The sequence below is a fragment of the Geodermatophilus sp. SYSU D00700 genome (assembly GCF_054050255.1).
The window spans coordinates 155,149-180,217 of the sequence record NZ_JBJGZA010000003.1 but is presented as its reverse complement, the minus strand read 5'-3'; the positions used below and the strand labels follow the sequence as shown (position 1 = coordinate 180,217).

General features: G+C 76.4%; 19 protein-coding genes and 1 riboswitch. Of the genes, 11 read left to right on the top strand and 8 right to left on the bottom strand.

Annotation, left to right across the window (positions count from 1 at the left end; translation table 11 throughout):
* Positions 1–22 precede the first annotated feature (22 nt).
* Both ACI79V_RS04145 and ACI79V_RS04140 read left to right on the top strand, forming a co-directional pair.
* Positions 23–3,295, top strand: a complete 3,273-nt coding sequence (locus tag ACI79V_RS04145) for a TM0106 family RecB-like putative nuclease (RefSeq protein WP_456887075.1) — start codon at positions 23–25, stop codon at positions 3,293–3,295.
* Positions 3,292–3,783 carry a hypothetical protein gene (locus tag ACI79V_RS04140; protein ID WP_456887074.1) on the top strand — a complete coding sequence of 164 codons (492 nt, stop codon included), beginning with the start codon at positions 3,292–3,294 and terminating at the stop codon, positions 3,781–3,783. Before ACI79V_RS04145 ends, ACI79V_RS04140 begins: the two co-directional genes overlap by 4 nt.
* Positions 3,784–3,801: 18 nt before the next feature.
* On the opposite strand, the gene ACI79V_RS04135 is transcribed toward ACI79V_RS04140, so the two are convergent.
* The 3 genes from ACI79V_RS04135 to ACI79V_RS04125 all read right to left on the bottom strand — a co-directional run bounded on the left by ACI79V_RS04135 (position 3,802) and on the right by ACI79V_RS04125 (position 6,593).
* Positions 3,802–4,974, bottom strand: a complete 1,173-nt coding sequence (locus tag ACI79V_RS04135) for a DUF222 domain-containing protein (RefSeq protein WP_456887071.1) — start codon at positions 4,972–4,974, stop codon at positions 3,802–3,804.
* 126 nt (positions 4,975–5,100) lie between these two features.
* Complete coding sequence (locus ACI79V_RS04130) at positions 5,101–6,015, bottom strand: carbohydrate kinase family protein (RefSeq protein WP_456887069.1); 915 nt, start codon at positions 6,013–6,015, stop codon at positions 5,101–5,103.
* 56 nt (positions 6,016–6,071) lie between these two features.
* The gene (locus tag ACI79V_RS04125) at positions 6,072–6,593 is read right to left on the bottom strand and encodes a C40 family peptidase (RefSeq protein ID WP_456887067.1); all 522 of its coding nucleotides are present in this window, start codon (positions 6,591–6,593) and stop codon (positions 6,072–6,074) included.
* Positions 6,594–6,605: 12 nt separating this feature from the next.
* Positions 6,606–6,757, bottom strand: a riboswitch (cyclic di-AMP (ydaO/yuaA leader).
* Positions 6,758–7,111: 354 nt separating this feature from the next.
* Here ACI79V_RS04125 and ACI79V_RS04120 point away from each other — a divergent pair.
* The 3 genes from ACI79V_RS04120 (at position 7,112) to ACI79V_RS04110 (ending at position 8,092) form a co-directional block, all read left to right on the top strand.
* Positions 7,112–7,264: a hypothetical protein gene (locus tag ACI79V_RS04120; protein WP_456873727.1), complete on the top strand. Its 153-nt coding sequence runs from the start codon at positions 7,112–7,114 to the stop codon at positions 7,262–7,264.
* A 247-nt stretch (positions 7,265–7,511) separates the two neighbouring features.
* Entirely contained in the window at positions 7,512–7,709 is a 198-nt protein-coding gene (locus ACI79V_RS04115; RefSeq protein ID WP_456887065.1) for a hypothetical protein, read from the top strand.
* An 83-nt stretch (positions 7,710–7,792) separates the two neighbouring features.
* On the top strand, positions 7,793–8,092 hold the full coding sequence (locus ACI79V_RS04110; RefSeq protein ID WP_456887063.1) for a hypothetical protein: 300 nt from the start codon (positions 7,793–7,795) through the stop codon (positions 8,090–8,092).
* Between the two features lie 15 nt (positions 8,093–8,107).
* On the opposite strand, the gene ACI79V_RS04105 is transcribed toward ACI79V_RS04110, so the two are convergent.
* Positions 8,108–9,037: an MBL fold metallo-hydrolase gene (locus tag ACI79V_RS04105; protein WP_456887062.1), complete on the bottom strand. Its 930-nt coding sequence runs from the start codon at positions 9,035–9,037 to the stop codon at positions 8,108–8,110.
* A gap of 98 nt (positions 9,038–9,135) precedes the next feature.
* Positions 9,136–10,299: an RtcB family protein gene (locus ACI79V_RS04100; protein WP_456887060.1), complete on the bottom strand. Its 1,164-nt coding sequence runs from the start codon at positions 10,297–10,299 to the stop codon at positions 9,136–9,138.
* Between the two features lie 198 nt (positions 10,300–10,497).
* Here ACI79V_RS04100 and ACI79V_RS04095 point away from each other — a divergent pair, with 198 nt between their 5' ends.
* Complete coding sequence (locus ACI79V_RS04095) at positions 10,498–11,463, top strand: TIGR03557 family F420-dependent LLM class oxidoreductase (protein ID WP_456887058.1); 966 nt, start codon at positions 10,498–10,500, stop codon at positions 11,461–11,463.
* A 61-nt stretch (positions 11,464–11,524) separates the two neighbouring features.
* Positions 11,525–11,881: a cupin domain-containing protein gene (locus ACI79V_RS04090; RefSeq protein ID WP_456887056.1), complete on the top strand. Its 357-nt coding sequence runs from the start codon at positions 11,525–11,527 to the stop codon at positions 11,879–11,881.
* 11 nt (positions 11,882–11,892) lie between these two features.
* Here the strand turns inward: ACI79V_RS04090 and ACI79V_RS04085 are convergent, their stop codons facing one another.
* Complete coding sequence (locus ACI79V_RS04085; RefSeq protein WP_456887054.1) at positions 11,893–12,321, bottom strand: ATP-binding protein; 429 nt, start codon at positions 12,319–12,321, stop codon at positions 11,893–11,895.
* 68 nt (positions 12,322–12,389) lie between these two features.
* Here ACI79V_RS04085 and ACI79V_RS04080 point away from each other — a divergent pair, with 68 nt between their 5' ends.
* Positions 12,390–12,740, top strand: coding sequence for an STAS domain-containing protein (locus tag ACI79V_RS04080; protein ID WP_456887052.1), 351 nt, complete (start codon positions 12,390–12,392; stop codon positions 12,738–12,740).
* A 10-nt stretch (positions 12,741–12,750) separates the two neighbouring features.
* Positions 12,751–14,970: a SpoIIE family protein phosphatase gene (locus ACI79V_RS04075; protein WP_456887050.1), complete on the top strand. Its 2,220-nt coding sequence runs from the start codon at positions 12,751–12,753 to the stop codon at positions 14,968–14,970.
* 203 nt (positions 14,971–15,173) lie between these two features.
* On the opposite strand, the gene ACI79V_RS04070 is transcribed toward ACI79V_RS04075, so the two are convergent.
* Positions 15,174–21,131 (bottom strand): DUF4011 domain-containing protein, encoded by a 5,958-nt coding sequence (locus tag ACI79V_RS04070; protein ID WP_456887048.1) that lies wholly within the window; start codon positions 21,129–21,131, stop codon positions 15,174–15,176.
* A 123-nt stretch (positions 21,132–21,254) separates the two neighbouring features.
* Positions 21,255–22,142, bottom strand: coding sequence for an isocitrate lyase/PEP mutase family protein (locus ACI79V_RS04065; protein WP_456887046.1), 888 nt, complete (start codon positions 22,140–22,142; stop codon positions 21,255–21,257).
* A gap of 176 nt (positions 22,143–22,318) precedes the next feature.
* Here ACI79V_RS04065 and ACI79V_RS04060 point away from each other — a divergent pair, with 176 nt between their 5' ends.
* Together ACI79V_RS04060 and ACI79V_RS04055 are read left to right on the top strand one after the other, a co-directional pair.
* A complete protein-coding gene (locus tag ACI79V_RS04060; RefSeq protein WP_456887044.1) occupies positions 22,319–23,011 on the top strand; it encodes a GntR family transcriptional regulator in 693 nt (230 codons plus the stop codon).
* Positions 23,008–25,068, top strand: a complete 2,061-nt coding sequence (locus tag ACI79V_RS04055) for a hydantoinase/oxoprolinase family protein (RefSeq protein WP_456887042.1) — start codon at positions 23,008–23,010, stop codon at positions 25,066–25,068. Before ACI79V_RS04060 ends, ACI79V_RS04055 begins: the two co-directional genes overlap by 4 nt.
* The last annotated feature ends 1 nt before the right edge of the window (position 25,069 follow it).

Below are 25,069 nucleotides of genomic sequence, written 5' to 3'. Positions count from 1 at the left end.
CGCATGAGACCGTCCCGTCTCGATGTACCGCACCGACGGCTCCCTGGTCCTGAGCCCCACCGACCTGACCCGCCACCAGGCCTGTCCGCACGTGACGACGCTCGACCTCGCCGTCGCCGACGGCCGGCTCACGCCGCTCGCCGAGGGCCCCGACGACCACGCCGCGCTCATCGCCGACCTCGGCACCGAGCACGAGCTGCGCTATCTCGACGCGCTGGAGGCCGAGGGGCGGACCGTCGTCCGCATCCCCGCGCGCTTCGACGCGGCCGGCCGCCGCGAGGCGGAGGCGATGACCCTGCAGGCCATGCGCGACGGCGTCGACGTCATCTCCCAGGCGTCGTTCTTCGACGGCGTCTGGGGCGGGGCGGCCGACTTCCTCCTGAAGGTGCCCACCCCCTCGGCTCTCGGGCACTGGTCCTACGAGGTCGCCGACGCCAAGCTGGCCCGCCGCGTCAAGGTGCCCGCGCTGCTGCAGATGGCCACCTACGCCGAGCGGCTCACCGTCCTCCAGGGCAGGCAGCCCGACCGTGTCTGCGTGATCACCGGCGACGGCGTCAGCAACCCGTGGCGGCTGGTCGACGTCGCCGCCTACGCCCGCCGCGCCCGGGCCAACCTCACCGCCTTCCTCGCCGACCCGCCCGCCACCGAGCCGGTCCCAGTCGCCTACTGCAGCCAGTGCACCTGGAAGCCGCGCTGCGACGCCGAGCTGGCCGCAGCCGACGACCTCTCCCTCGTCGCCGGCATGCGCGCCGACACCCGCGCGGCCTTGCGCGCCGCCGGCATCACGACCCTCGAGCAGCTCGCCGGCGCCGACCCCGAGACGCTGCGGGCCGCCCGCATCGGCGCGGCCACCCGCACGCGCGTGCAGGAGCAGGCCCGCGAGCAGCTGCGCGAGCGCCGCACCGGCGTCCCCACCCGCACGCTGCTGCCGCCGTCGGGACCCACCGGCCTGCTCCGGCTGCCCGAGCCCAGCCGCGGCGACCTCTACCTCGACTTCGAGGGCGACCCGCACTCCGGCGACGGCGCGGGCCTGGAGTACCTCGCCGGCATCGGGCGCCGCGACGGCTCCTTCACCGCGCTGTGGGCGCACGACCCCGTCGCGGAGAGGCAGATGGTCGCCGACCTGGTCGACCTCGTCCTCGACGCCTGGCGCGCCGACCCCGGCATGCACGTCTACCACTACGCCGCCTACGAGGTCAGCGCGCTCAAGCGGCTCACCGGGCGGTACGGCGTCCGCGAGGCCGAGCTCGACCAGCTGCTGCGCGCGGAGCGGTTCGTCGACCTCTATCCGGTCGTCAAGCAGTCGATGCGGATCAGCAAGGGCTCGTACTCGATCAAGAAGGTCGAGGCGTTCTACGGCCGGCAGCACACCGGCGACGTCGCCGACGCCATGAGCAGCGTCATCGCCTACGAGCAGTGGCTGGCCGACCGCGACCCGAAGCGCCTCGAGGCGATCGAGCTCTACAACAAGGACGACGTCGACTCGACCCGCGAGCTGCACGACTGGCTGGAGGAGCAGCGGGCCGAGCTGGAGTCGCTGTACGGCGGCCAGCCGCGGCCGATGCTCCCCGAGGCGACCGGCCCGGCACCGCGGTCGGAGGCCGAGGCCGCCGAGCTGGCGTTGGTCGAGCGGCTGCAGGCGGCCGGGCACGACCTGCTCGGCGACCTCGTGCAGTGGCACCGCCGCGAGGCCCGCCCCGGCTGGTGGGAGTTCTTCGCCCGCGCCGACCTCGACGACGCCGCGCTGGTGGAGGACGGGACGGCGCTCGGCGGGCTCTCGGCGCCGGTGGAGATCGGCCAGGAGAAGCGGTCGAAGCTGTACGAGTACCGGTTCCCGCCGCAGGACGCGAAGCTGCAGACGGGCAAGCCGGCCGTCGACGTCGACACGCGGGCGAGCGTGGGCACCGTCGTCGCGCTCGACGCCGTCGAGGGCCGCCTGGTGGTCAAGACGTCGAAGCCGGCGGTCGCCGCCCGCGGACTGGGTCCGGGCGGGCCGATCGACGACAAGGGCCTGCGCGAGGCGATCGCCGCGACCGCGGAGGACGTGCTGGCCGGCCGCGACTGCCTCGGCCAGGCGCTGCTCGAGCGGCGGGTGCCCGCCGACTGCCGCCGGCTGCCGGACGAGCAGGCCGGCGACGCCGTCGTCCGGCTCGGGCTGCGGCTCGACGGTGAGGTGCTGGCGGTGCAGGGCCCGCCCGGCAGCGGCAAGACGCGGGCGGCGTCGCACCTGATCCGGGCGCTGCTGGACGCCGGTAAGAAGGTCGGGGTCACGGCCACCTCGCACGCCGTCATCGGCAACGTGCTGGCCGCCGTGGGCCGGCCGGCGCTGCAGAAGTGCGACGAGCACCAGGCCTGCGGCGCGCCGGGGGTGGAGTGGTCGAAGGACGGCAAGGACGTCGCCTCCCGGCTGCTCGACGGCGACGTGTCGCTGGTCGGCGGGACGGCGTGGTTCTGGACGCAGCCGGACCTCGCCGAGGCCGTCGACGTGCTCGTGGTCGACGAGGCGGGGCAGTTCTCGCTGGCCAACGCGGTGGCGGTGGCGCGCTCGGCGCGGTCGCTGGTGCTGCTCGGCGACCCGCAGCAGCTGGCCCAGCCGACGCAGGCGGTGCACCCCGGGGACTCGGGGCTGTCGGCGCTGGAGCACCTGCTCGAGGGCCACCCGACCGTGCCCGTCGGCCGCGGCGTCTTCCTGGACACGACCTACCGGATGCACCCGGCGCTGACCGCGTTCGTGTCCGACCTGGCCTACGAGGGCCGGCTGGAGTCGGCGCCGCTGCGCGAGCGGATCACCGTGCGGCCGGGCGGGCTGGTGTCGGGGTCGGGGCTGGCGGTGCGGTCGGTGTCGCACACCGTCGCGGCGTCGGCGTCGTCCGCCGAGGAGGCGGCCGAGGTGGCCGCGGTCTGGCGGTCGCTGCAGGGCGTGGGCTGGGTGGACCACGAGGGCGCCGAGCGGCCGATCGGGCCGGAGGACGTGCTCGTGGTGGCGCCGTACAACAACCAGGTGGCGCTGATCCGCTCGCTGCTGCCCGACGGTGCGCGGGTGGGGACGGTCGACCGGTTCCAGGGGCAGGAGGCGCCGGTGGTCGTCTACTCGACGACGTCGACGTCGGCCGAGGAGGCGCCGCGCGGGGTGTCGTTCCTGTACGACCTGAACCGGCTCAACGTGGCGGTGTCGCGGGCCAAGGCGCTGGCCGTGGTCGTGATGAGCCCGCTGCTGCTCGACGCCGCGGTACGGACGCCGGAGCAGCTGCGGCAGGTGAACGCGATGTGCCGGCTGGCCGAGATGGCGCAGTGACCGTCGACCTGCCCGACGGCTGGGAGCCCGAGCCGCTCACCCCGGACGACGCCGCGCTTGCTTCCCTGCTGGGCGTGTCGGTCAGCGCGTTGGCGCGGGCGCTGGGCGCCGGCTGGCGCGAGGTCGACGTATCGAGTCCTGTGGGTCCCGATCTCCTCGAGCACCAGCGGTGGTTCGTCTCCGGGGCACCCGCCCAGGTCGCGGTCGGCTGGGACGGTTTCGGCTTCACGCTCGCGCGGCCCGAGCCGCGGTGGCACGGCGTCTGGGCCCTGGTGTGGGAGTTCGTGGCCGACCGCGGCTTCCAGGCCGAGGAGGTCCTGTACGAGCCGGAGGTGCTCGCGGAGGCCGCCGGGGAGATCGCCCGCCGCCGGCGCCGGACCTTCCGCTGGTGCCCGATGTGCCGCGAGGTCAATGCCCGCGAGTGGGTGCACGACAACACTGGTCTGTGCATGGGCTGCGTCGAGCGCTTCCTCGGCGTCAAGCACTGAGGGGGACGCGCGAGGACGTCAGGCGGCGGGTGCCAGCGGTGCGGGGACGGTGATCTCGGTGCCGTCGGGGCGCCAGGTGCGCCATCGGCCGTCCGGTTGTCGCTCGACGCGGAAGCCGTGGTGGACCTGGGTGTGGTGCCGTTCGCACAACAGCGCCGAATTGTCGAGTGAGGTCTCGCCGCCGTCGATCCAGTGCACCAGGTGGTGCACGTCGGCCCAGTGACTCGGGGCGTCGCAACCGGCGTACACGCACCCGCCGTCGCGGAGTTCGACCGCGCGCCGCAGCTGCCGGCTGACCAGCCGCCGGCTGCGGCCCAGGTCCAGCGGCACCCCGTCGGGCCCGAACACCACCCGGGAGATCGCCCCGTTGCAGGCCAGCCAGCGCGCCCGGGCCGCGGAGATCGTCGCCCCGAAGCCCATGGTGGCGGCGCCGGGCCCGGTGGCGGGGTCGGCCAGGTCGTCGAGGTCGACCCGCACCGCGACGTGCGGCTTGACCGTGCGCAGCACCGGCAGCTGACCGGACGCCAGGCTGGTGTCGGCCAGCTGCACCAGCGCGTCGCCCTGCCGCTGAGCCCGGGTGCGCTGGTCGCCGGCGGGGCGGTCGCGCTGCACGAACGGCTCCAGCGCCGCCTGGAACCGCTCCCCGGCCACCGCGTCCAGGTGGAAGCGTCCGCTGAGGGATCCGTCGGCGTGCTTGGACACCGTCAGCGACCGGCTGGCGGTGGGGTCGGGTTCGGGCCCGTCGGGGTCGAGCGCGTCGAGGTAGCGCTGCACGATCTGCACCAGGTCGGCGTGGGGACAGTCGAGGGCGACCTGGGTCAGTGCGGCGTCCATCGCGGCCAGGTCGACGTTCTGGGCGGCGGCCGCGGCCCGCCGCTGCGGCGTGACCACCCGCGCGGCCTCGGCCACCTGCTCGGCCGACACCAGCCCGGCCTCGTGCGCCTCGGCCAGCGCCGGCAGGTGCTCCAGCGCCCGGCCGTTGCCGACCAGCCGGGACGCCGCCGCCGAGGAGAGCCGGCAGTGCCCGCGCAGCCACGACGCCATGCTCTTCTGCCCGTCCCGTTCGGGCGCCTGGGACAGTTCCGCGGCGCGGACCCGGCGGGCCAGGGCGGCATCGATCCGGTTGCGCTCGGCGACCAGCGCGGCGACGTCATCCAGGACGTCACCGGTCCCCCACCCGCTCGAACACATGATCGAACAATAGCCGACCGGCACGCGGTGCACAACCTGAATCCGCAGGTCAGAGCCTTGACCGATGCCATCATCGCTACAAAGGCACCTGTTGGTGACGCCGGTGTCGACGGTGAGCCCGGGCGGTCAGGGCGGCGGCTGGGCCCCGACCACACCCGCGACCACCGCGGCCACCTCGTGGCCGGCGCGGACCGCGTCCAGGACCGGCGCCCCCGTCCGCCAGCCGGCCAGCACCCCGGCGGCGACGGCGTCCCCGCAGCCGGTGGTGTCGCGGAGCCGTCCCTCCGGCAGGGGCTCCACCGGCACCTGCCACGCACCCGCCGCGGTGAGCACTCGGGTGGGCCGGGCGCCGGCGTGCACGAGGACCAGTGCCGGCGCCCACGCGGGCCGGTCGCCGTCCAATCCCAGCACCGCGGCCTCGACGGCGTTGCAGAACAGGACGTCCGGCCGCAGCGCCACGAGCAGCTCCCGGTACGCGTCGGCCCCGTGGCGCTCGATCCGCGTCGCGGCCGCCACGTCGACGGTGACCGGCACGCCGGCGTCCCGGGCGAGCGAGGCAGCTGCCCGGAGCGCGTCCGGGAAACGGCCAGGCAACAGGTCGTAGCCGTCGAGGTGGACGGCGGCCGCGCCGGCGAGCCACGCGGCGCGGACGTCGTCCGGCTCGAGCCCGCCCTCGCCGCGGTCGGTGAGCAGCGTGCGCTCGCCGTCGGGGTGGACGAGCACCGTCGACAGGGGAGTGCGGCCACGGCGGACCACCGCCGTCTCCACCCCGCGCCCGGCCAGTCCGGCGAGCAGCGTGTCGGCGAGCGGGTCCGCGCCGGCCCAGCCCGCGAGCCGCGTCGGGGTGCCGCGGCGGGCCAGGTTCGCCGTCACGTTGGCCGGCGCCCCGCCCGCCGTCGTCGTCCGGGTCACCCGCTGCTGGCCCCCGACCACCAGCGGAGTAGTGAGCTCCAGCAGCTGGTCGGCGACGAGCTTGCCCACGGCCACCACCGGTCCGGCGCCGGCGCGGCGGGGCCACCGGGGACCGTCCTCGTGCACCACGACACGAGAGTGCCCCGGCCGGAGAGCCCGGCCGGGGCACCGTTCCGCGACGTGCGTCAGGCGACCCGGCGGGCGCCCGCGTAGCTCGGCATCGAGTCGAGGTCGACGACGGCCACCGGCTTGCTGGCGGTCGAGGCGTGGACCATCTGGCCGTTGCCGATGTACATGCCCACGTGCGACACCGGGCTGTAGAAGAACACCAGGTCACCGGGCTGGAGGTCGGCCTTCGCCACCGCGGTGCCGAAGGTCGACTGGGCCTTCGACGTGCGCGGGATCGAGACGCCGGCCGCCTTGTAGGCGAAGCTGGTCAGGCCCGAGCAGTCGAAGGAGTCCGGCCCGGTGGCGCCGTAGACGTACCGGTCACCGACCTGGGCGAGCGCGGTGTCGACGGCGACCTGGGCCGCGCCGGTGGGCGCGGGCGCCGGCGCGGCGGCCACCGTCCCGGTCGCGGTGCCACCACCACCGCCCGCGGCAGCCGAGGCCGGGAGGGGCGAGAGGACGATGCCGGCTCCGGCGATGGCCGCGACGGCGATGCCGCGGAACGAGCGACGAGCGGTGGACGTGCGTGCAGTCGTCATGGACGACGGTTCTCCTGTTCTCCGCGACCGCCTACCGGGTTAGCTGACGGGTTCGGACGGAGGAGTCGCCCGGCGCGACGAGTCGCGCTCCACCCCAGTGCTGCAGTGGGTCCCCGGCCCGGGCTGCCGGCTGATTCCGGCGCCCGGTTCGGCGTGGCCACCAGGTGTCGCACGGGGCGCGACGAAGGACCCTGGCGGACCGGCGACGACGGTAGGGAGGGGTCCGGGGGCCCTCAACCGACGGAACGCGGCGCCACGCCCGGGACGGACCTGCGGATTTGACTGGTTTCCCGGATCGGACACGCCCGCGCGACCACCGCGCACGCCGAGGTCCTGGACACGCGGCAGCACCCGGTCGGGTGCCGACACGCCGGATGGGACGAGAAAGGACGCAACGGTGCGTCCGCACGCCCCGTCAGCGGCCCGCCACCGGTGGAACGGGTGAAAGACCGGGATCCCCACGGTTGCCCCGCGCGTTGACGGGGCAACGGGACAGGAGCCGACAGGAGGAGGACCCCGTGGGGATGTTGAGGAAGCTCGTGGCTTCGGGCGTCGCCGCCAAGGTGGTGCAGGAGCTCCAGAAGCCGCAGAACCAGGCGAAGATCAAGCAGTTCGTCCGCGACTTCCAGAACAAGAACAAGAAGGGCGGCACGAGCGGCCGGGCCTACTGACCGACCGACGCCCTACCGCGCCCCCCGTCCCGCTCCGGGACGGGGGGCGCGGTGCTTCTCGCGCTGGTTGCCGCCCCATTGCCGGCTCTCCCGGCGCTCTGCGGGCGCGATCGAGCCGGCAGAGCCCGGGATCAACCGGCACACCGCGTCTCGGGGCGACGGTTTCCGCAGCCGGCCGGCCGGGCACCCCGGCACCGACCGGGGTGAGCCCAGCCGGCCGGTCGGTGCACGGCGGAGGAGGTCCGCAGTGACCGAGGGCTCGATGACCGGACGGCCGTACGGCGGCACGAACGACCGCTCCGGGCAGGATGACGACGTGCTGCCCGGCGAGCGCCCCGTCCACGACGACGAGGACGCCGAGGTGGGCGCCGCGCCCGACCAGTCGCCCCGCGCCGGTGAGAGCGGGATGGGCACCGGCGACCGCCCGGGCTTCCCCGGCAGCTGACCGCCTCGTTCCCCGCGCCGCGTCATCCCCGCCGCCTTCCGGCGTCTCCACAGATGCGGGGACCGACGGAGGCGAGGGACGCGATGACGACCACGATGACGGCCGGCGGCACGGCGGGCGCGGACGGGACCGACGGGCCCCCGACCGGCCGCGGACCGCAGGAACGGCTCGAGCGCGCGGAGGCACTGCGGCGGGCAGCGACCCACCTGGCGACGGCGGAGTTCCTCGAGCGCCGCGCCGACCGGTCGGTCAACGCCGCGCTCGGCGGCCTGCTGCGCGAGCGCGCTCGCGAGCGCCGGCGCCGGGCCGGGGGGATCCTCGCGGGACTCGGGATGCGCCCGGCGGCCCGGCGGTGCCTGGACGGTGCCCCCGCGCCGGCGTGACCGCCGGGGACGCCCTCAGGCCCGGCAGCCGATGGGGCCGCCGTGGAAGGCGACCATGTCGGGCCAGATGTCGGCCAGCGGCAGCCGCTCGCCCGGCGGTCGGCCGTCGAGCTCGGCGTACGCCCGGTGCAGGTTGCCCACGAGCCGCTCGGACTCCTGCCACGCCGCGTACGGGTTGTCCGCGTGCCGGCGCGCGGTCTCCAGCGGCGACCACCCCGCCGCGTGCCCCTCGCGCGCCGTCGCGTCGACGAAGGCCGCGTAGCCGGCGAGGTCGTCGAGCAGCCGGGGGACCTGGTCCCCGCGGCACACCGGGCCGTGCCCGGGCACGAGCACGTCCGGCTCCAGGGCCCGCAGTGCGGCCAGCGCCCGCGGGTACCCGGCCATGCTGCCCTCGGCGAGGAACGGCTGGCCGCCGGCGAAGGCGACGTCGCCCGCGAAGGCCACCCGCTCGCCGGGCAGCCAGACGACGACGTCGCCGCGCGTGTGCGCCGGGCCCACCGCGTGCAGCTCGACCGCCCGCTCCCCGAGGTGCAGGGTCAGCGCGCCGGTGAAGGTGACGTCGGGCGGGCGCACCTCCAGGTGCCCGTAGTCCGGCCCAGTGAGCACCTGGGCGGCGATCAGACCCGCGGCGAGCTGGTCCTCCCGCGCGTGCTCGTGGCCGACCACCGGCGTCCCGTCCGGCACCAGCCAGTTGCCGAAGGTGTGGTCCCCGTGGTGGTGGGTGTTCACCAGCGCCCGCAGCCGGCCCGGGGCGACGCCGTCCACCGCCGCGAACAGCGCCCGGTTGCGCGCCTCGGTGGAGGTCGTGTCGACCATGACCCCGGTGCCGTCGTCGCCGGCCACGACGCCGGTGTTGTTGATCATCCAGCTGCCGTCGGGCTGCACGTAGGCGAAGACCCCCGGCGCGACCTGCTCGAGCCCGGCCGCCTCGATCGACGTCGTCACCGGGTCACTGTCCTGCACCGGGGACCGCCGGGGAAGCGGTCCGGCGTGCTCGTGCTCTGCACACAGGGGTGTGCAGAGCACGAGCGTCCGGGGAGGACTCAGTCGCCCTTGACGTTCACCACCTGGCACAGCGTGTGCCGGATCTCCACCAGGTCCGCGGCGTCGGCCATGACGACGTCGATCGACTTGTACGCGTCGGGGTGCTCGTCGAGGAACGCGTCCGAGCGGCCCCAGGCGATGCCCTTCATGCGCCGGTCGAGGTCGGCCCGGCTGAACTGCTTCCGCGCGGCGGTCCGGGAGAACGCCCGGCCGGCACCGTGCGGCGCCGACTCCAGCGACTCGGGGTCGCCCCTGCCGACGACGACGTAGGACGCCGCGCCCATCGAGCCCGGGATCAGCCCCCACTGGCCGCGCCGCGCGGAGATCGCGCCCTTGCGGGACAGCCACACCTCGCGGCCGTGGTGGGTCTCGCGCTCGGTGTAGTTGTGGTGGCACTGGACCACCTGCTCGCGCCGGACCTCCTCGGTCAGGAACCGCGAGACCTGCTCGGCGACGCGGTCCATCATCTCCTCGCGGTTGAGCGCGGCGAACCGCTGCGCCCAGCGCAGCGCCTCGATGTAGGCGTCGAACTCCGGCTCGCCCTCCTCGAGGTAGGCGAGGTCGCGGTCGGGGAGGTCGACGCCCCGCTGCCGCGTCCGCTCCTGCGCGACCCGGATGTGCGTCGACGCCAGCCGGTTGCCCACCCCGCGCGAGCCCGAGTGCAGGAACAGCCACACCCGGTCGGCCTCGTCGAGGGAGACCTCGATGAAGTGGTTGCCCGAGCCCAGCGACCCCAGCTGCAGCGGCCAGTTGGACGCCACGCCGTCGGCCTGCGCCACCCCGGGCAGTGCCCGCAGCTCCTCGGCCCGGGCCGCGGCCGTCTCGCGCAGCTTGCGGTTGTAGCGGCCGGCCGACAGCGGGACCGCCCGCGCGATCTGCTCGTGCAGCACCGCCAGGTTGCGGCCGCGGACGTCGTCGCCGGTGAACTGGGTGCGGACGGCCATCATCCCGCAGCCGATGTCCACCCCGACCGCGGCGGGGATGATCGCGCCGTCGGTGGGGATGACCGAGCCGACGGTCGCCCCGAGCCCCAGGTGCGCGTCGGGCATGAGCGCCAGGTGCGGGTGGATGAACGGCATCGAGGCGGTGCGCTCGGCCTGCTCCCGGGTGGCCGGCTCGAGGATCGACGCCCAGCTGAGCAGGCGGTCGCTGATCTTCTCCATGGTCCTTTCTTCCTGCTGCGCGGAGCCCGGTCCCCGCGGTGCCATCGGTGGGCCGGGGCAGTCAACGCGCTCGGCTCGCGCGGCGCGACCGCATTACCCGGAAGCCGGCCCGCGGACCCCGGTGTGCCGTTTCCGTTCCGCGGGGCACGGGCAGCCCTGGCTGCGGACCCGGCAGCCCCACAGTGAGGACGACACGACATGCAGGTCGGACTGAAGCTCGCCACCGAGGCCTTCCCGCCGGACGAGATCGTGCGGCAGACGGTCCGCGCCGAGGAGGCCGGGTTCGACTTCGTCGAGATGAGCGACCACTTCCACCCGTGGCTGGACAACCAGGGGCACAGCGCCTTCACCTGGTCGCTGCTGGGCGCGATGGCGGCGAGGACCGAGCGGATCGGCCTGGTCACCGGGGTGACGTGCCCGATCATCCGGTACCACCCGGCGGTCATCGCGCAGGCCGCGGCGACCGTGCAGCTGCTGTCGGGCAACCGGTTCACCCTCGGCGTGGGCGCCGGCGAGCGGCTCAACGAGCACGTCGTCGGGAAGGGCTGGCCGGCGGTCCACGTGCGGCACGAGATGCTGCGCGAGGCGCTGCAGATCATCAAGCTGCTGTGGCAGGGCGGCTACCAGACCTTCGAGGGCAAGCACCTGCAGCTCGAGGACGCCCGCGTCTTCGACCTGCCCGACCAGCTGCCGGTCATCGCCGTCGCCAGCGGCGGGCGCAACGCCTCGGCCCTGGCCGCCGAGCACGGCGACGGGCTGTTCGCCACCGAGCCGCGCGAGGACCTGGTCGGCGCCTACCGCGACGCCGGCGGGTCCGGTCCGCGCTACGCCGAGGTGCCGCTGGCCTGGGCCACCGACGAGGACACCGGCGCGCAGGAGGCGCTGGAGACCAGCCGCTGGGCGCTGACCGGCTGGAAGGTCATGAGCGAGCTGCCCAACCCGGTCAACTTCGACGCCGCCAGCTCGACGGTGCGCCTCGAGGACGTCAAGCAGCAGTTCAGCTGCGGCCCCGACGAGGACCAGCACGTGCGGCACGTGCAGCCCTACGTCGACGCCGGGTTCGACCACATCGTGCTGCAGAACGCCGGGCCCGACCCCGACGGCTTCATCGACGCCTGCGCCGGTGGCCTCATCGAGCGGGTCCGGGGGCTGACGGCCTCCTGACCGGTCGCGACGCGCCGGGCGCGGGACGCTTGCCCGTCCCGCGCCCGGGTAGCCGTTCCCCGTGAGCGAGACGAGCGACAACCGGGTCGCCAAGGTCGCGGCCCCCGACGCGGGCACCGGCCGGATGGGACAGCACCACCTCTCGGCGGGCACCCGGGTGGCGATGCGCCTGTGGGACGAGCAGCCGGAGAGCGCGGGCAAGCCGGAGACGGCGCGCGACTACGAGACGGTGGGCTACGTGGTCGCCGGGCGGGCCCGGCTGCGGGCCGGCGACCAGACGCTGGAGCTGGGCCCGGGCGACTCCTGGGTGGTGCCGGCCGGGGTGAGCCACACCTACGAGATCGTCGAGGCGTTCACCGCGGTCGAGGCGACGTCCCCGCCCGCCCAGCAGGGCGACCGGGACGCGCCACCCGCCTGAGCCGGGACGGCCTACTCGCGGTCGAGCAGCCGGAGCGACGGGCGGGCGGACAGCCGCTTCTCCAGGCTGACCCGGTGCCGGCCCTGCGCGTCCTGGCGGAAGTCGAGGGAGTCGACCAGGGCCTGCATGAGCCGCACGCCCGCGCCGCCGTCACCGTCGAGGCGGGCCCGGTCCTCGGCCTCGGCCCGGTCGAACCCGGTGCCGTCGTCGACCACGGTGATCCGGCACAGGCGGTCGTCGATCGCGACCGACACCTCGTACTCGGCGTGCTCCCCGGCGTGCTGCACGACGTTGGCGCAGGCCTCGGTGAGCGCCAGCGTCGTCTCCTCGACGACCGGCCGGTCGACGCGCAGGTGGTCGAGCGCCTGGCGGCACAGGCCGCGGACGAACGGCACGCTGTCGACGTCGACGGGCAGCCGCACGGTGAAGGAGATGTCCACGCCGAGGCCCCCTCTCCGACGCCGCGTTACGCTCCTCGGGTCCGTTCCGTCATCGAGGGAGCCCGATCGTGCAGTTCGCCGTCCACCGCGGTGCGGGACTCGGGCGACCCGCGCTGAGGGTACGCGGTGAGCTCGACATCGCGACGGTCCCCCGACTGGCCGAGTGCGTCGAGGCCGAGCTGGCCGCGGGGCCGCGGTCGCTGGTCATCGACCTCACCGACACCACCTTCCTGGACTCCTCGGGCGCCCGGCAGCTGGTCCGCTCCGCGCGGCGGGCGGCCGAGGCCGGCACGTCGCTGCAGGTGGTGTGCCCACGGGAGAACAAGGCGGTCCGCCTGGTCATCGACCTGCTCGAGCTCGAGCGGCTGGTGCCGGTGGTCGAGTCCGCGGGCCGGGGCGACGGGGAGGTCGGGTCGTAGGGTCGGTGGAGTGACCTCCACCGGGACGCCGACCCCGCCTGCGCCCGATCCCGTCCGCCGGCGGGTCGACGAGGAGGCCCTGGCCCGCTGCGCCGAGGAGCCGATCGCGGTCCCGGGCGCGATCCAGCCGCACGGCGCGCTGCTCGCCGTCAGCGAGCCCGACCTCGCCGTCGTCGTCGCCTCGGCCAACGCCGCCGACGTCCTCGGCGCCGACCCCGCGACGCTGGCCGACCTGCTCACCCCTGCCGAAGTCGAGCGGCTGCGCGCCGCGCTGGCCGGCGACCTCGCCGAGGCCGACCCGCTGCGGGTCGCGCCCGGCGGCACAGAGCTGGACCTGGTGCTCTCCCGCAGCGGCGGCCTGCTCGTCACCGAGTGGGAGCCGGTCGCCGGCGCCGGGGAGGCCGGCGCGGCCTGGCACCGCCGGCTGCCCACCGTGCTGCAGCGGCTGTCCGCGCCGACGACGCTGGAGGGGCTCACCGCCGTCCTCGCCCGCGAGGTGCGCGCGCTGACCGGGTTCGACCGGGTGATGGTCTACCGCTTCGACGCCGAGTGGAACGGCGAGGTGGTCGCCGAGGACCGCCGCCCCGACCTCGAGCCGTTCCTCGGCCTGCACTACCCGGCCAGCGACATCCCCGCCCAGGCCCGGGCGCTGTACACGACCAACTGGATGCGGCTGATCCCCGACGCCTCCTACACCCCGGTGCCGCTCGTGCCGCCGCGGGTGCCGGGCACCGGAGCGCCGCTGGACCTGTCGGGCGCGATGTTGCGCAGCGTCTCGCCGGTGCACCTGGAGTACCTGGCCAACATGGGCGTCACCGCCTCGATGTCGGTCTCGCTCATCGACCGGGGCCGGCTCTGGGGCCTGGTCGCCTGCCACTCTTACAGCGGTCCGCACCGGCCCTCCTACGCCGACCGCACCGCCGCGGAGTTCCTCGGACGCACCGCCTCGCTGCTGCTGCACACCACCGTCGGGGCCGGCGAGCGCGACCGCGTCGTCGCGGTCTCCCAGCGGGAGGCCGACCTGGTCGGCGCGATCGGCCGCAGCCCGCGCACGCCCGCCGCGGCGCTGGTCGACGGCGCGGTGACCGCGCTGGACCTGCTGCCGGCCTCGGGCGCCGCCGTCCGCCTCGACGGCCGGCTGCACCTGCTCGGCACGACGCCACCGCCCGACCGGGTCGCCGCGCTGGTGCCGGCCGTGCTGCGCGCCGGCGGGGTGACCGACCGGCTGACCCTCGACGTGCCCGGCTTCGACGACCTCGCCACCGACGCCAGCGGGGTGCTCGCCGTCGAGGTCGGCGGCGGGCGCGGGGACTTCCTCGCCTGGTTCCGCCCCGAGACGCCGCGCGAGGTCAGCTGGGGCGGGGACCCGCGCACGTCCGAGGTCGACGGCGGACGGCTCAGCCCGCGCCGCTCGTTCGCCCGCTGGACCGAGACCGTCCGCGGCACCGCCCGGCCCTGGCACGGGCACGAGGTGGCCGCCGCCCGTGCGCTGGCCGGTCACCTCGGCGCAGCGGTGCTGGCCCGCGCCGGCGAGGACGACCGGCTCGCGGCCGCACTGCAGCGCACGCTGCTGCTCGAGCGGCTGCCGAAGGTGCCCGGCGTCGGATTGGGCGCGCGGTACCGGCCGAGCGAGGCCGACGTCGTCGGCGGGGACTGGTACGACTTGGTTCCGCTGCCCGGCGGGACGCTGGCAGTGGTGCTCGGCGACGTCGCCGGGCACGGGTTGACGGCGGCCTCGGTGACCGCCCAGCTGCGGCACGCGCTGCGGGCGGCCCTGCTGCGCGACGAGGGACCGGCCGCCGCGCTGGCCGAACTCAACCGGCTGGTGGCCGCGCTGCTGCCCGGTGAGATGGCGACCGCCGTCGTCGCCCAGCTCGACCCGGCCACCGGGCGGCTGACCCTGGCCAGCGCCGGGCACCTGCCGGCCGTGCACGCCGCCGGCGGGGCCGCGGTCCTGGTCACCGACGGCCGCGGCCCGGCGCTGGGCCTGCTCGACGACGCCGCCTACCCGGAGGTCGAGCTGGGGCTGGACGCGGGCGACCGGCTGCTGCTCTACAGCGACGGCCTGGTCGAGCGCCGCGACCGCCCGCTGCTCGAGGGCATGGCCGCCGTGCGGGACGCGGTGGCCGCCGCGGCGGGGGAGCCGCAGGAGGTGGTCGACGCGGTGGTCGCCGCGCTGGACCCGGCGGGAACCGACGACGTCACCGTGGTGGGGCTCGCGCGCGTCTGACCCGGCCGTCGCCGGACCGGTGTGCTCCCGCGGACGGTCGTGCTCTGCCTACACCCGTGTGCAGAGCACGAAGGGGGTCACCGGAGGTGACCCGACGAAGCTCGTGCTCTGCCTACACCTGTGTGCAGAGCACGACTGCGCGCGGCGGCCCTCCTGCAGGAGCCCGCCACGAGCGTGCGAGTGGCGGGGGCAGCAGGGGTCCTCTAGCAGGCGGTGACGCGGCCGTCCTCGTGCACCGTCAGCCGGCCGGCGGCGGCCGCGCGGTCGAGTGCCGCGGTGAGCAGCGGGACCAGGGACGGCGTGCGACGCCGGTAACCGAACACCTCGGCGGTGCGGGCGAACAGGTCCTCGCGGGCCAGCCCGCCGGCCCCGCGGCACAGCGCGGCCATCGCGTTGCCCACCTCCTGCGGCGGCACCTGGTCCAGCGGCCGGGCGGCGCTGGCGATCTGGCGGCGGTAGGCGGTCCAGGTCGCCGGGTCCAGCGACGCCGGCCAGACCACGTCGCCGTCGAGGGTGTGCGCGGGCAGCAGCGCCAGCAGCGCGTCGCGCCGGGCCTCGCTGACCCGCGACAGCCCGAACGCGCCGGCGGCCAGCCGGACCAGGCGGTCGCGGTGCACCGGCCCCTCCGCCCGGAGCCCCGCGGCGAGCACGCGGGTGACCAGGCGCGCGTTGCGCGGGTCGGCCAGCGCGTCGAGGACCTTCCGGTCGCCCGCGGGCTTCGGCGCCCAGGCCCGGAACCGCTGCTCGGCGGGCGGCTCCTCGGCGGCCGGGGGTTCCTCCGGGACCGGCGGGACGACGCTGAGCACGACCGGCGGCGTCACCGGCGGGGGCTCGGGGTCGGCGGCCGCCGGGTCGGGCAGGTGCCGCGGCGCCGGCAGCGCGGCGACGGCGGCCGAGGCCACCGACCGCAGCACCGGCCCACCGCGCGGGGCCGGGCCGGGACCGGCAGGCTCCTCGTCGTCGTCCGGCAGCGCGGGCGGCGCGTCGACGACGGCCAGCACCGGGGCCGCGGGCGCCGGCGGGGCCAGCGCGGTCACCGCGGCGGTGAGCCGGTCGAGCACGGCGTCGCGGTCGCGCAGCCACGCGGGCAGCCACACCCGCTCGACGGCGGGCCAGCCGAGAAGCCCCGCGAGCACCTCGGCGGGCAGGGCGTCGCGGTCGCCGACCGTGCGCCGCCGGGCCCACGCCGGGCCGTCGAGCAGCACGGCCACCACGGGGGTGTCGGGCGCGTCGGGAGAGGCGAGCGACAGATCGACGCGGAACCCCGACAGGCCGACGTCGGTGCGCACCGCCAGCCCGCGCTCGCGCAGCGCGGCGGCGATCTCGTCGCGGTGCCGGTCGGGGATCCCCGGCCGCCGCGCCTCCCGCGGCAGCGCGTCGGGGCCGAGCGCGGCCAGGTCGAGGTAGGCGCGCAGGTGCTTGATGCCCAGCGAGGAGGTCTGCTCGGCCCGCAGCGCTGCGGGGTCGAAGGAGGAGAAGACCACGACCTGCCGGCGGGCGCGGGTGATCGCCACGTTGAGCCGCCGCTCGCCGCCGACCCGGTTGAGCGGTCCGAAGTTCAGCGGCAGCACGCCGCGGTCGTCGGCGCTGAACACGGTGGACAGCAGCACGACGTCGCGCTCGTCGCCCTGCACGGTCTCCAGGTCCTTGACGAACACGCCCTCGCCGTCGGTGCGGTCGAGGGCCGCGGCCAGCCGCTCGTCGCCGGCGTCGCGCAGCAGCGACTCGACGTAGGCCCGCTGCTGCGCGTTGACGGTGACCACGCCGATCGAAGGCACCTCGCCCGGGGCGGCGGCGTCGAAGCGGCGGCGGACCTCCGCGACGACGGCCTTGGCCTCCATCGGGTTGGTGCGCAGCAGCCGGCCCGCGCCGGTGCGGTGGAAGGTGCCCTGCACCCGTACCAGCGAGATGCCGTGCCCGCCGTCCCCGGCCGACGGCCGTCCCGGCGTGGGCGCGGGGAACGAGGAGAGCCGGTTGCCGTAGTAGTGCGCGTTGCTGAACGCGACCAGCGACTCGTCGCGGCTGCGGTAGTGCCAGGACAGCTCCAGCCGCGGCACCCCGGCGCGCACGCACTCGGAGAGGATCGACTCCTCGTCCTCGACGGCGGTGCCGGGCAGCTCCGGCAGCTCGTCGCCGGCGGCGGTGGTCTCGGCGAGCGGCGTCGGCGGCAGCTGCGCGCCGTCGCCGACCACGACGGCCGCGCGGGCCCGGCCCAGCGCACCGACGGCGTCGGCGACGCGCAGCTGCGAGGCCTCGTCGAACACGACGAGGTCGAACAGGCCGGCGCGGGCCGGGAGGAACCGGGCGACCGCGTCGGGGCCGGCCAGCACGCACGGCAGCAGCGCGGTGACCACGTCCCCGTGCTCCGCGAGCAGCGCGCGCACCCCCGGCCCGCCGTCGGCGAGTGCATCCCGCAGCGCGCCGAGCAGGTCGTCGTCGGGGCGCCGGGCGGCCACCGCGGCGGGCAGCGCGCCGGTGAGGTGCGCGCGGACGGCGCGGGAGGCGGCGGTGAAGCGGGCGACCGCCCGGTCGTGCGCGGCCGCGTCGAACGCGTCGAGGCCGGTGGCGGCGCTGCGCTCGGTCGCCGACGCGGCGGCCAGGCCGAGCTCGAAGGCGCGGACGGCGTCCTCGGCGGGCAGCCGGCCGCTGACCAGCGCGGCGCGGGCGTCGGTCAGGCCGGCGTCGCGCAGCGGCTCGAGGGTGTCGAGGAACTCCGCCCACCGGCGCAGCGAGATCAGCCCGCTGTGCTCGACGCCGCGCTCGGGCCGGGTCATCGCCCAGCGCAGCAGCACGCCGTCGTCGCCGCACCAGGCGGCCAGCCGCGCGGGGGTGCTGCGGCAGACGCGCAGCAGCCGGTCCAGCTCGTCGCGCAGCCGCACGACGGCGGCGGCCGCCTCGGGGGAGGGACCGGGCCCGGCGACGACGTAGCGGCGCAGCGCGACGGCGAACTCGCGGGCGCTGTCGACCACCGCGCCCGCCCGCCGCAGCCAGGCCACCTGCCCGTCGAGGAGCGTGGGGGCCAGCAGTGGGTTCCAGCCGGCCGGCACCGACAGCCCGGGGATGACCGAGGCGCGCGCGGCGATGCCGGTGGCCGCCGTCTGCAGCCGCCACAGCGCGGCGGTCAGCTCCGGGACGTCGCGCAGCTTGAGGGTCACGCCGGGGCGCAGCACCGGCGCCAGCTGCGCCCGCACCGCCCGCAGGCCCTCCTGCCGGGCCCACCAGTGGCCGGCCTGGGCGGTCTGCGCGGCGACGTAGAGGTCGGCCAGCGGCAGCGCGAGCGCCTCGGGCGTGGCCAGCTCAAGACCCGGGTGGACGGCGGAGGTGAACGCGGCGACCTCGCCGAGCACCGTCGTCGTCGCCACCGACCAGCGCTCGGTGGGCACCTCGTCGAGCACGTCGAGGCCGACGGCGGGCGCGGACAGCAGGTGGGCGAGGTCGTCGAGGTCGCCGGGCGTGCGCACCTCGCGCAGCGCCCGCGCCAGGTGCGGCTCGGCCGGCAGCGCGCGCATCGCGGCGTCGACGGCGGAGGCGGCGGCGTGGGCGGCGCGCAGGTCGACGCCGGCGGTGTCGACGAAGGCCCACGGGTGCCGCGGCGAGGGGCGCACCAGGTCGGCGACGGCGGGCAGCAGCGCCAGCGCGCGGCGCACCGCGGTCAGCGTCTCCGCCGGCGCGGCGGCGGCGAATTCCTGCGGCAGCGGCAGCCGCGGCACGTCCTCGCCGGCGGCCGGCCGGGCGGTGTGCGCGGCGTGGAAGGACAGGCCCGCCGCGTTGGGGGCGTGCAGCCGGTCGGCGTAGCGGGCCAGCGTCCGGCGCGCGGCGCGCAGGCCCTCGACGTCGGCGGGCAGGCCCGGGTCCTCGACGCCGGCCGGGCGGTCCAGGGCCGCGCGGACCCGGGCGCGCAGCCCGGCCGGCCGGGCGGCGTCGCCGTGCAGGGGGAGGACGGCCGGGCCGAGGCCCACCGACTCGAGCCGGCGGGCGACGACGTCGAGCGCGGTCCGCTTGGCGGCCACGACCAGCACCCGCCGGCCCTCGGCGACCGCGCGGGCGACCAGGTTGGCGATGGTCTGCGACTTGCCGGTGCCGGGCGGGCCCTCGAGCACGAACGTGCGGCCGGCGGCGGCCTCGGCGACGGCGCGCAGCTGGGCGGCGTCGGCGGGCAGCGGACAGGCGGCGGCGAGCTCGTCGAGATCGGCGTCGGCCGCGGCGGGTGGCACCGGGTCGGCGAACGGGGCGGTCGGCGTGTGCGCCAGGTGGGCGAGCAGCGGGTTGGCGGCCAGCTCGGTCCAGGACCGGTCGAGGTCGCGCCACGCGCGGAACCGGGCGGCGGGCAGGACGGCGAGGTCGGCGGTGGCCTCGACGCGGAACGGCAGCCCCGCGTCGGCCAGCGCCTGCCGCACCGCGGCCAGCGCGCCCTCGAGGTCGACGCCGTCGTCGTCCTCGCCGTCGAGCCCGGGCACGGTCAGCCCGTGCACCCGGCGCAGCTTCTCCAGCAGGACCCGGTTCGGGACGGCGACCGCGGCGTCGTCGGCGGCCAGCCGGTAGGAGCCGTCGGCGGGGGAGAGGACCACCGGCAGCAGGACCAGCGGGGAGCGCATCGACCGGCCGTCGAGCTCCCACGCCAGGCTGCCGGCGACGACGTACAGCTCGTTCGCGCCGGTCTCCTCGCGGACGGTGCGCGCCCGGGCGGCCAGCGCCCGCAGCCGCGGCAGGTAGCCGCCCTCGGTGACGTCGGCGTGCACGGCGCGGCCCTCGTGGAGGACCTCGCCGAGCACGCCGACCGGCAGCTCCCGCGCCGAGCGCGGCCCGCCGTCGGCGTCCGCGGCCGGCACCCGGTCGCTGGGCAGCAGGGTGACCCCGCCGTCGGCGAGCAGCTCGGCCAGGGTGGCCAGGTAGAGGCCGGGGACGACCAGCGGCAGGCCGGGGCCGTCGGGGAGGTGGACGAGGCGGTTGCGCACGCCCAGGTCGAGCAGGTCGTCCCGCCACCGCTGCACCCGCGGCGGCACCCCGGCGCCGGCGGCCGGGGCGGCGTGCCGGCCGGGCGGGCGCGCGGCCGGGTCGTGCTCGGCGGCGCGGTACTCGACCACCTGCAGCGCGCCGTCGGGGCCGCGGGTGCGGGCCGGCAGCGGCAGGATGCCGGCGCGGCGGGCGCGGTGGACGTCGGTGACGCCCAGGACGCGGTCGGCCCCGCCGGTGAGCCACGCGTCGCGGGCGGCGCGGTCCAGCCGCTCGGCGTCGGGGTCCTCCGCGCTGCGGCTGGTCAGCAGCGTCGTCTCCGCCAGCCGGACGAGGCCGAGCCCGACCGAGTCCACCAGCGGCGCGACGTCGGTGGTCGCCACGCTCTCGGCGCTGCGCTCCTCCCGCCAGTAGCCGAGGAACGCGTGGCCCTCGGTGAGCCACAGCAGCGTGCGCACGCCGGCGGCCTCCAGCGCGGCGGCGAGCACCACCGTGGTGTCCAGCGAGGTGCCCACCCGGCCGTCGAGGACGTCGCCGGGGGTGCGCACCTTCTGCGCGATGTGCGCCCAGTCGGCGGCCGCCTCGCTGTGCCGGATGCCGCGGGCCCGCATCGCGGCGGCGACCGCGGAGACGATCTCGTCGACCCGCTCCGGGCCGGCCTCCCCGCCGTCCAGCGACGCGTCGCCGGTGCGCTCGTCGAGCAGCGCCGCGGCCTCGGCCAGCAGCGCCGGGACCGCCGGGTGGTTGGGCAGCACGTGCGCGGCCAGCAGTTCCAGCGCCAGCGGCAGGGGCGTGGCCAGCCACTGGCCGGCGGCGAGCACCTGCACCGGGACGGCGGTGCCGCCGACGTCGGCGCCGTCGACGGTCACGTCGATCTCGATGACGCCGGGCCGCTGCTCCTCGATCTGCAGCATCGCGGCGGGGTCCATGACCAGGTCGACGTCGCTGAGCACCGTGGTGGCGTCGGCGTCGAGGTCGACGGTGAGCTCCACCGGGCGCCCCACCGGGCCCTCGGCGTCCTGGACGCCGAGCCGCACCACCGCGCCCGACACCGCCGCGCCGTGGGTGGCGAAGGCCAGCCGGGAGACCACCGGGACGCGGTTGTGGGCGAGGGCGTGGGAGAGCACCGGCGTGCTGGTGGCGGTGATCGCCACGGCCACCCGGGGGGCACCGTCGTGCGGATGCGGCCGGGCGTCGGTGGTGCTCACGGGATCCTGTCTACCGGCCCGGACGGAACGGTCCGGTCATCGCCGCGAGCGTCTGGGGCGGGTGTGACAGGAGCGCCGAGACGTTGTCCGGAGCCCTCCGGCGGCTGCCGATGGTGAGCGCCCCTACCCCGCGAAGCGCTGCTCCAGGTCCTGCGCCTCGGGCAGCCCGATGAGGTCGGTGAACTCGCCGAAGGACGGCAGCCCCTCCAGCGGCGGGACCCCCTGGGCCCGCAGCGCCGCGAGCAGCGAGCGCATGCCTGCCGTGGCGGCCAGCAGGGTGCCGATCGGGTAGATGACCAGCGCGAACCCCAGCTCGGTCATCCGCTGCAGCGACAGCGGGGGCGTGCGCCCGCCCTCCGCCCAGTTGAACACCAGCGGCGCGACGCCGGCGAGCCCCGAGGCGATCCGCTCGACGTCGGCCTCGGTGGTCGGCGCCTCGACGAAGAGCAGGTCGGCCCCGGCGTCGGCGTAGGCCCGGGCGCGCTCCAGGGCGTCGTCGACCCCGCTGACGGCCACCGCGTCGGTGCGGGCGATCACCACCAGGTCGGGATCGCGCCGCGCGGCCACCGCCGCCCGCACCTTGCCGGCCATCTCCGCGGTGCCGACCAGCGCCTTGCCGCTCATGTGCCCGCACTTCTTCGGCATGACCTGGTCCTCGAGCTGGATCCCGGCCACCCCGGCCTGCTCGTAGAGCTGCACCGTGCGGACGACGTTGAGCGCGTTGCCGTAGCCGGTGTCGGCGTCGGCGATGACCGGGACGTCGACGGCGGCGGCGATCCGCCGGGCGTTGTCGACCATCTCCGCACCCGACAGCAGCCCGACGTCGGGGCGGCCGATCAGCGAGGCCGTCGTCCCGAAGCCGGTCATGTAGACGGCGTCGAAGCCGGCCTGCTCGACCAGCCGGGCGGAGAGCGCGTCGTAGGCGCCCGGCGCCACCAGCGGCCCGGGCCCGGCGAGCAGCTCGCGCAGCCGGGCCCGCGGAGCCGGGCCGTTCCCCAGCAGATCACCCACGGTGCCCCCTCGGTTGCATACACAGCCCGACTCGGGCCGGTCGGGTCGCGCGCAGTCTGCACCCGTCCTGACGTGCGCGGCAAGCGCCGAAGCGGAACTGCGGGGTCTCCCGGCGGACCCTTGTGCGCGACGGTCGGTACCCCTACGTTGCATGCAATCACGGGGAGGTGTGACCGGTGACACGTCCGCAGACGTCCGCGGAGCGGACGCTGGCCGCGCTGCGCGAGCTCATCATGGGCGGGGACCTCGCCCCGGGCGCGCGGCTGGGCGAGGTGGAGCTGGCCGACCGGCTCGGCGTGAGCCGCACGCCGGTGCGCGAGGCGCTGTCCCGGCTGGCCGCCGAGGGGCTGGTCGAGGTCGTCCCCAACCGCGGCGCCCGGGTGGCCACCTGGACCGTCGCCGAGCTCGAGGGCGTGTTCGACCTGCGGTCGGTCCTCGAGCCGCAGCTGACCGCGCACGCCGTGCCCAACGCCCGGCCGGCCGACGTCGAGGAGCTCGACGCCCTGGCCCGGCGGATGCACGAGGTCGGCGCCCCCGGTCCCGGCCAGGACCTCGACGCGCTGGTACCGCTCAACCGCGCCTTCCACGACCGGCTGGTCGCCCTCGCCGCGCACCCGGCCCTGGCCGCCGCCCTCGCCGCGGCCATCCACCCGCCGATCGTGCGGCGCAACTTCCTCACCTACGACGGGGAGTCGCTGCGCCGCAGCCTGGCGCACCACAGCGAGATCGTCGCCGCCCTGCGCGCCGGCGACCCCGCCTGGGCCCGCGCCGTCATGACCTCGCACATCGCCAACGCCCGCGCCGTCATGGTCCGGGCGGCCCGGCTGCAGATGACCGCCACCGCGATCCGCCAGGAGGAGACCGCATGAGCTACCGGCTCGGAGTCGACGTCGGGGGCACCTTCACCGACGTCCTGCTCGTGGACGAGGACAGCGGCGCCACCTGGCGGGCCAAGACCGCCTCCACCCCGGCCGACCAGGCGGTCGGCGTGCTCACCGGCATCGACAAGGTCTGCGCCGACGCCGGCATCTCGCTGGCCGAGGTGGCCCAGGTGCTGCACGGCACCACGGTCGCGACCAACGCCATCCTCGAGGGCAAGGGCGCCACCGTCGGCCTGGTCACCACCCGCGGCTTCCGGCAGGTGCTGCAGATCGCGCGCAGCTTCGTCCCCGGCGGGCTGGCCGGCTGGATCATCTGGCCCAAGCCCGAGCCGCTGGCCGACCTGGAGGACACCGTCGAGGTCGACGAGCGGATCGCCAGCGACGGGTCGGTGGTCCGCCCGCTCGACGACGCCGATGTCCGGGCCCAGCTCGAGAAGCTCGCGCGCCGCGGCGTGCAGGCCCTCGCCGTCAGCCTGGTCAACTCCTTCGCCGACGGGTCGCACGAGCGCCGCATCCGCGAGCTCGCCGCCGAGGTGCTGCCCGGCGTCCCGGTGTCGCTGTCCTCCGACGTGCTGCCCGAGCTGCGCGAGTACGAGCGGACGCTCACCACGGTGGCCAACGGCTACGTGCAGCCGCAGGTCGACCGGTACGTGCGCCACCTCTCCGAGGGGCTGCGCGAGGGCGGCGTCGCCGGCGAGCTGTCCATCCTGCGCAGCGACGGCGGCCTGCAGTCGGCCGACGCCGCGGTCGCGGCACCGGTGACCATGCTGCTGTCCGGCCCGGCCGGCGGGGTGACCGGCGCGGTGTGGGTCGCCGAGCAGTGCGGTCACCGCGACCTGATCACCTTCGACATGGGCGGCACCTCCACCGACGTGGCGCTGGTGCGCGACCTGTCCCCGCGGATCGGCCGGGAGACCGAGGTCGGCGACCTCACCGTGCGGGCCTCCAGCGTCGACGTCCGCACCGTGGGCGCCGGCGGCGGCTCGATCGCGCACGTCCCCGAGCTGACCCGGGCGCTGCGCGTGGGCCCGCAGTCGGCCGGCGCCGACCCCGGCCCGGCCGCGTACGGCAAGGGCGGGGTCGACCCCACGGTCACCGACGCCAACGTCGTCCTCGGCTACCTGCCCTCCGCGCTGGCCGGCGGCGAGATCACCCTCGACGTCGAGGCGGCGCGGGACGCGGTGAGCAAGGTGGCCGAGGCCATGGGCCTGGACTCCCCGGAGGCCGCGGCCGCCGGCATCGTCGACATCGTCAACGAGAACATGCTCGGCGGGCTGCGGCTGGTCTCGGTGCAGCAGGGCTTCGACCCGCGCGACTTCGCGCTGGTCGCCTTCGGCGGCGCCGGGCCGCTGCACGCCAACGCGCTGGGCAAGCTGACCGGGGCGTGGCCGGTGATCGTCCCGCCGTCACCGGGCGTGCTGTGCGCCCTGGGTGACGCGACCACCAGCCGGCGCGACGAGTCCGCCCGCACCGTGCTGCGCCGCTTCGGCCAGCTGGCCGACGGCGAACTGGCGCAGATCCTGCGCGAGCTGGCCGACGAGGCCGGCGGGCGGCTGGCCGCGCAGGGCCTGGCGCGGGCCGACCAGACCGTCGGTTTCCAGGTCGACGTCCGGTACCACGGACAGGGCTTCGAGATCCCGGTCGAGGTCGACCCCGCGTGGCTGGACGGCGACGGCGCGCTGGACGAGCTCGGGAAGACCTTCGACGCCGAGCACGACCGGTTGTTCTCCTTCCTGCTCGACGTCGACCACGAGCTGGTCAACGCCCGCGCCACCGTCACCGGCCCGCGGCCCGACGTCACCCCGGTGCACCTTGAGGCCGGCGACGGCGACCCGTCCGGGGCGCTGGTGACCGAGCACCCGGTCCACGTCGAGGGCGAGCGGGTGACCGCCGGCGTCTACGACCGGGCGCGGCTGCGGGCCGGGGACGTGGTGCGCGGCCCCGCGATCGTCACCGAGATGGACTCCACCACCCTCGTCCTGCCCGGGCACGTGGCGGAAGTGCACGCGTCCGGGTCCCTGCTGATCACCCCCTCGGAGGGCTGAC

Excerpts from the sequence above, each read along its gene's own strand:
- ACI79V_RS04145 (WP_456887075.1), top strand. The coding sequence starts at position 23 with ATGTACCGCACCGACGGCTCCCTGGTCCTGAGCCCCACCGACCTGACC.
- ACI79V_RS04135 (WP_456887071.1), bottom strand. The coding sequence starts at position 4,974 with ATGTGTTCGAGCGGGTGGGGGACCGGTGACGTCCTGGATGACGTCGCC.
- ACI79V_RS04125 (WP_456887067.1), bottom strand. The coding sequence starts at position 6,593 with ATGACGACTGCACGCACGTCCACCGCTCGTCGCTCGTTCCGCGGCATC.
- ACI79V_RS04110 (WP_456887063.1), top strand. The coding sequence starts at position 7,793 with ATGACGACCACGATGACGGCCGGCGGCACGGCGGGCGCGGACGGGACC.
- ACI79V_RS04100 (WP_456887060.1), bottom strand. The coding sequence starts at position 10,299 with ATGGAGAAGATCAGCGACCGCCTGCTCAGCTGGGCGTCGATCCTCGAG.
- ACI79V_RS04095 (WP_456887058.1), top strand. The coding sequence starts at position 10,498 with ATGCAGGTCGGACTGAAGCTCGCCACCGAGGCCTTCCCGCCGGACGAG.
- ACI79V_RS04055 (WP_456887042.1), top strand. The coding sequence starts at position 23,008 with ATGAGCTACCGGCTCGGAGTCGACGTCGGGGGCACCTTCACCGACGTC.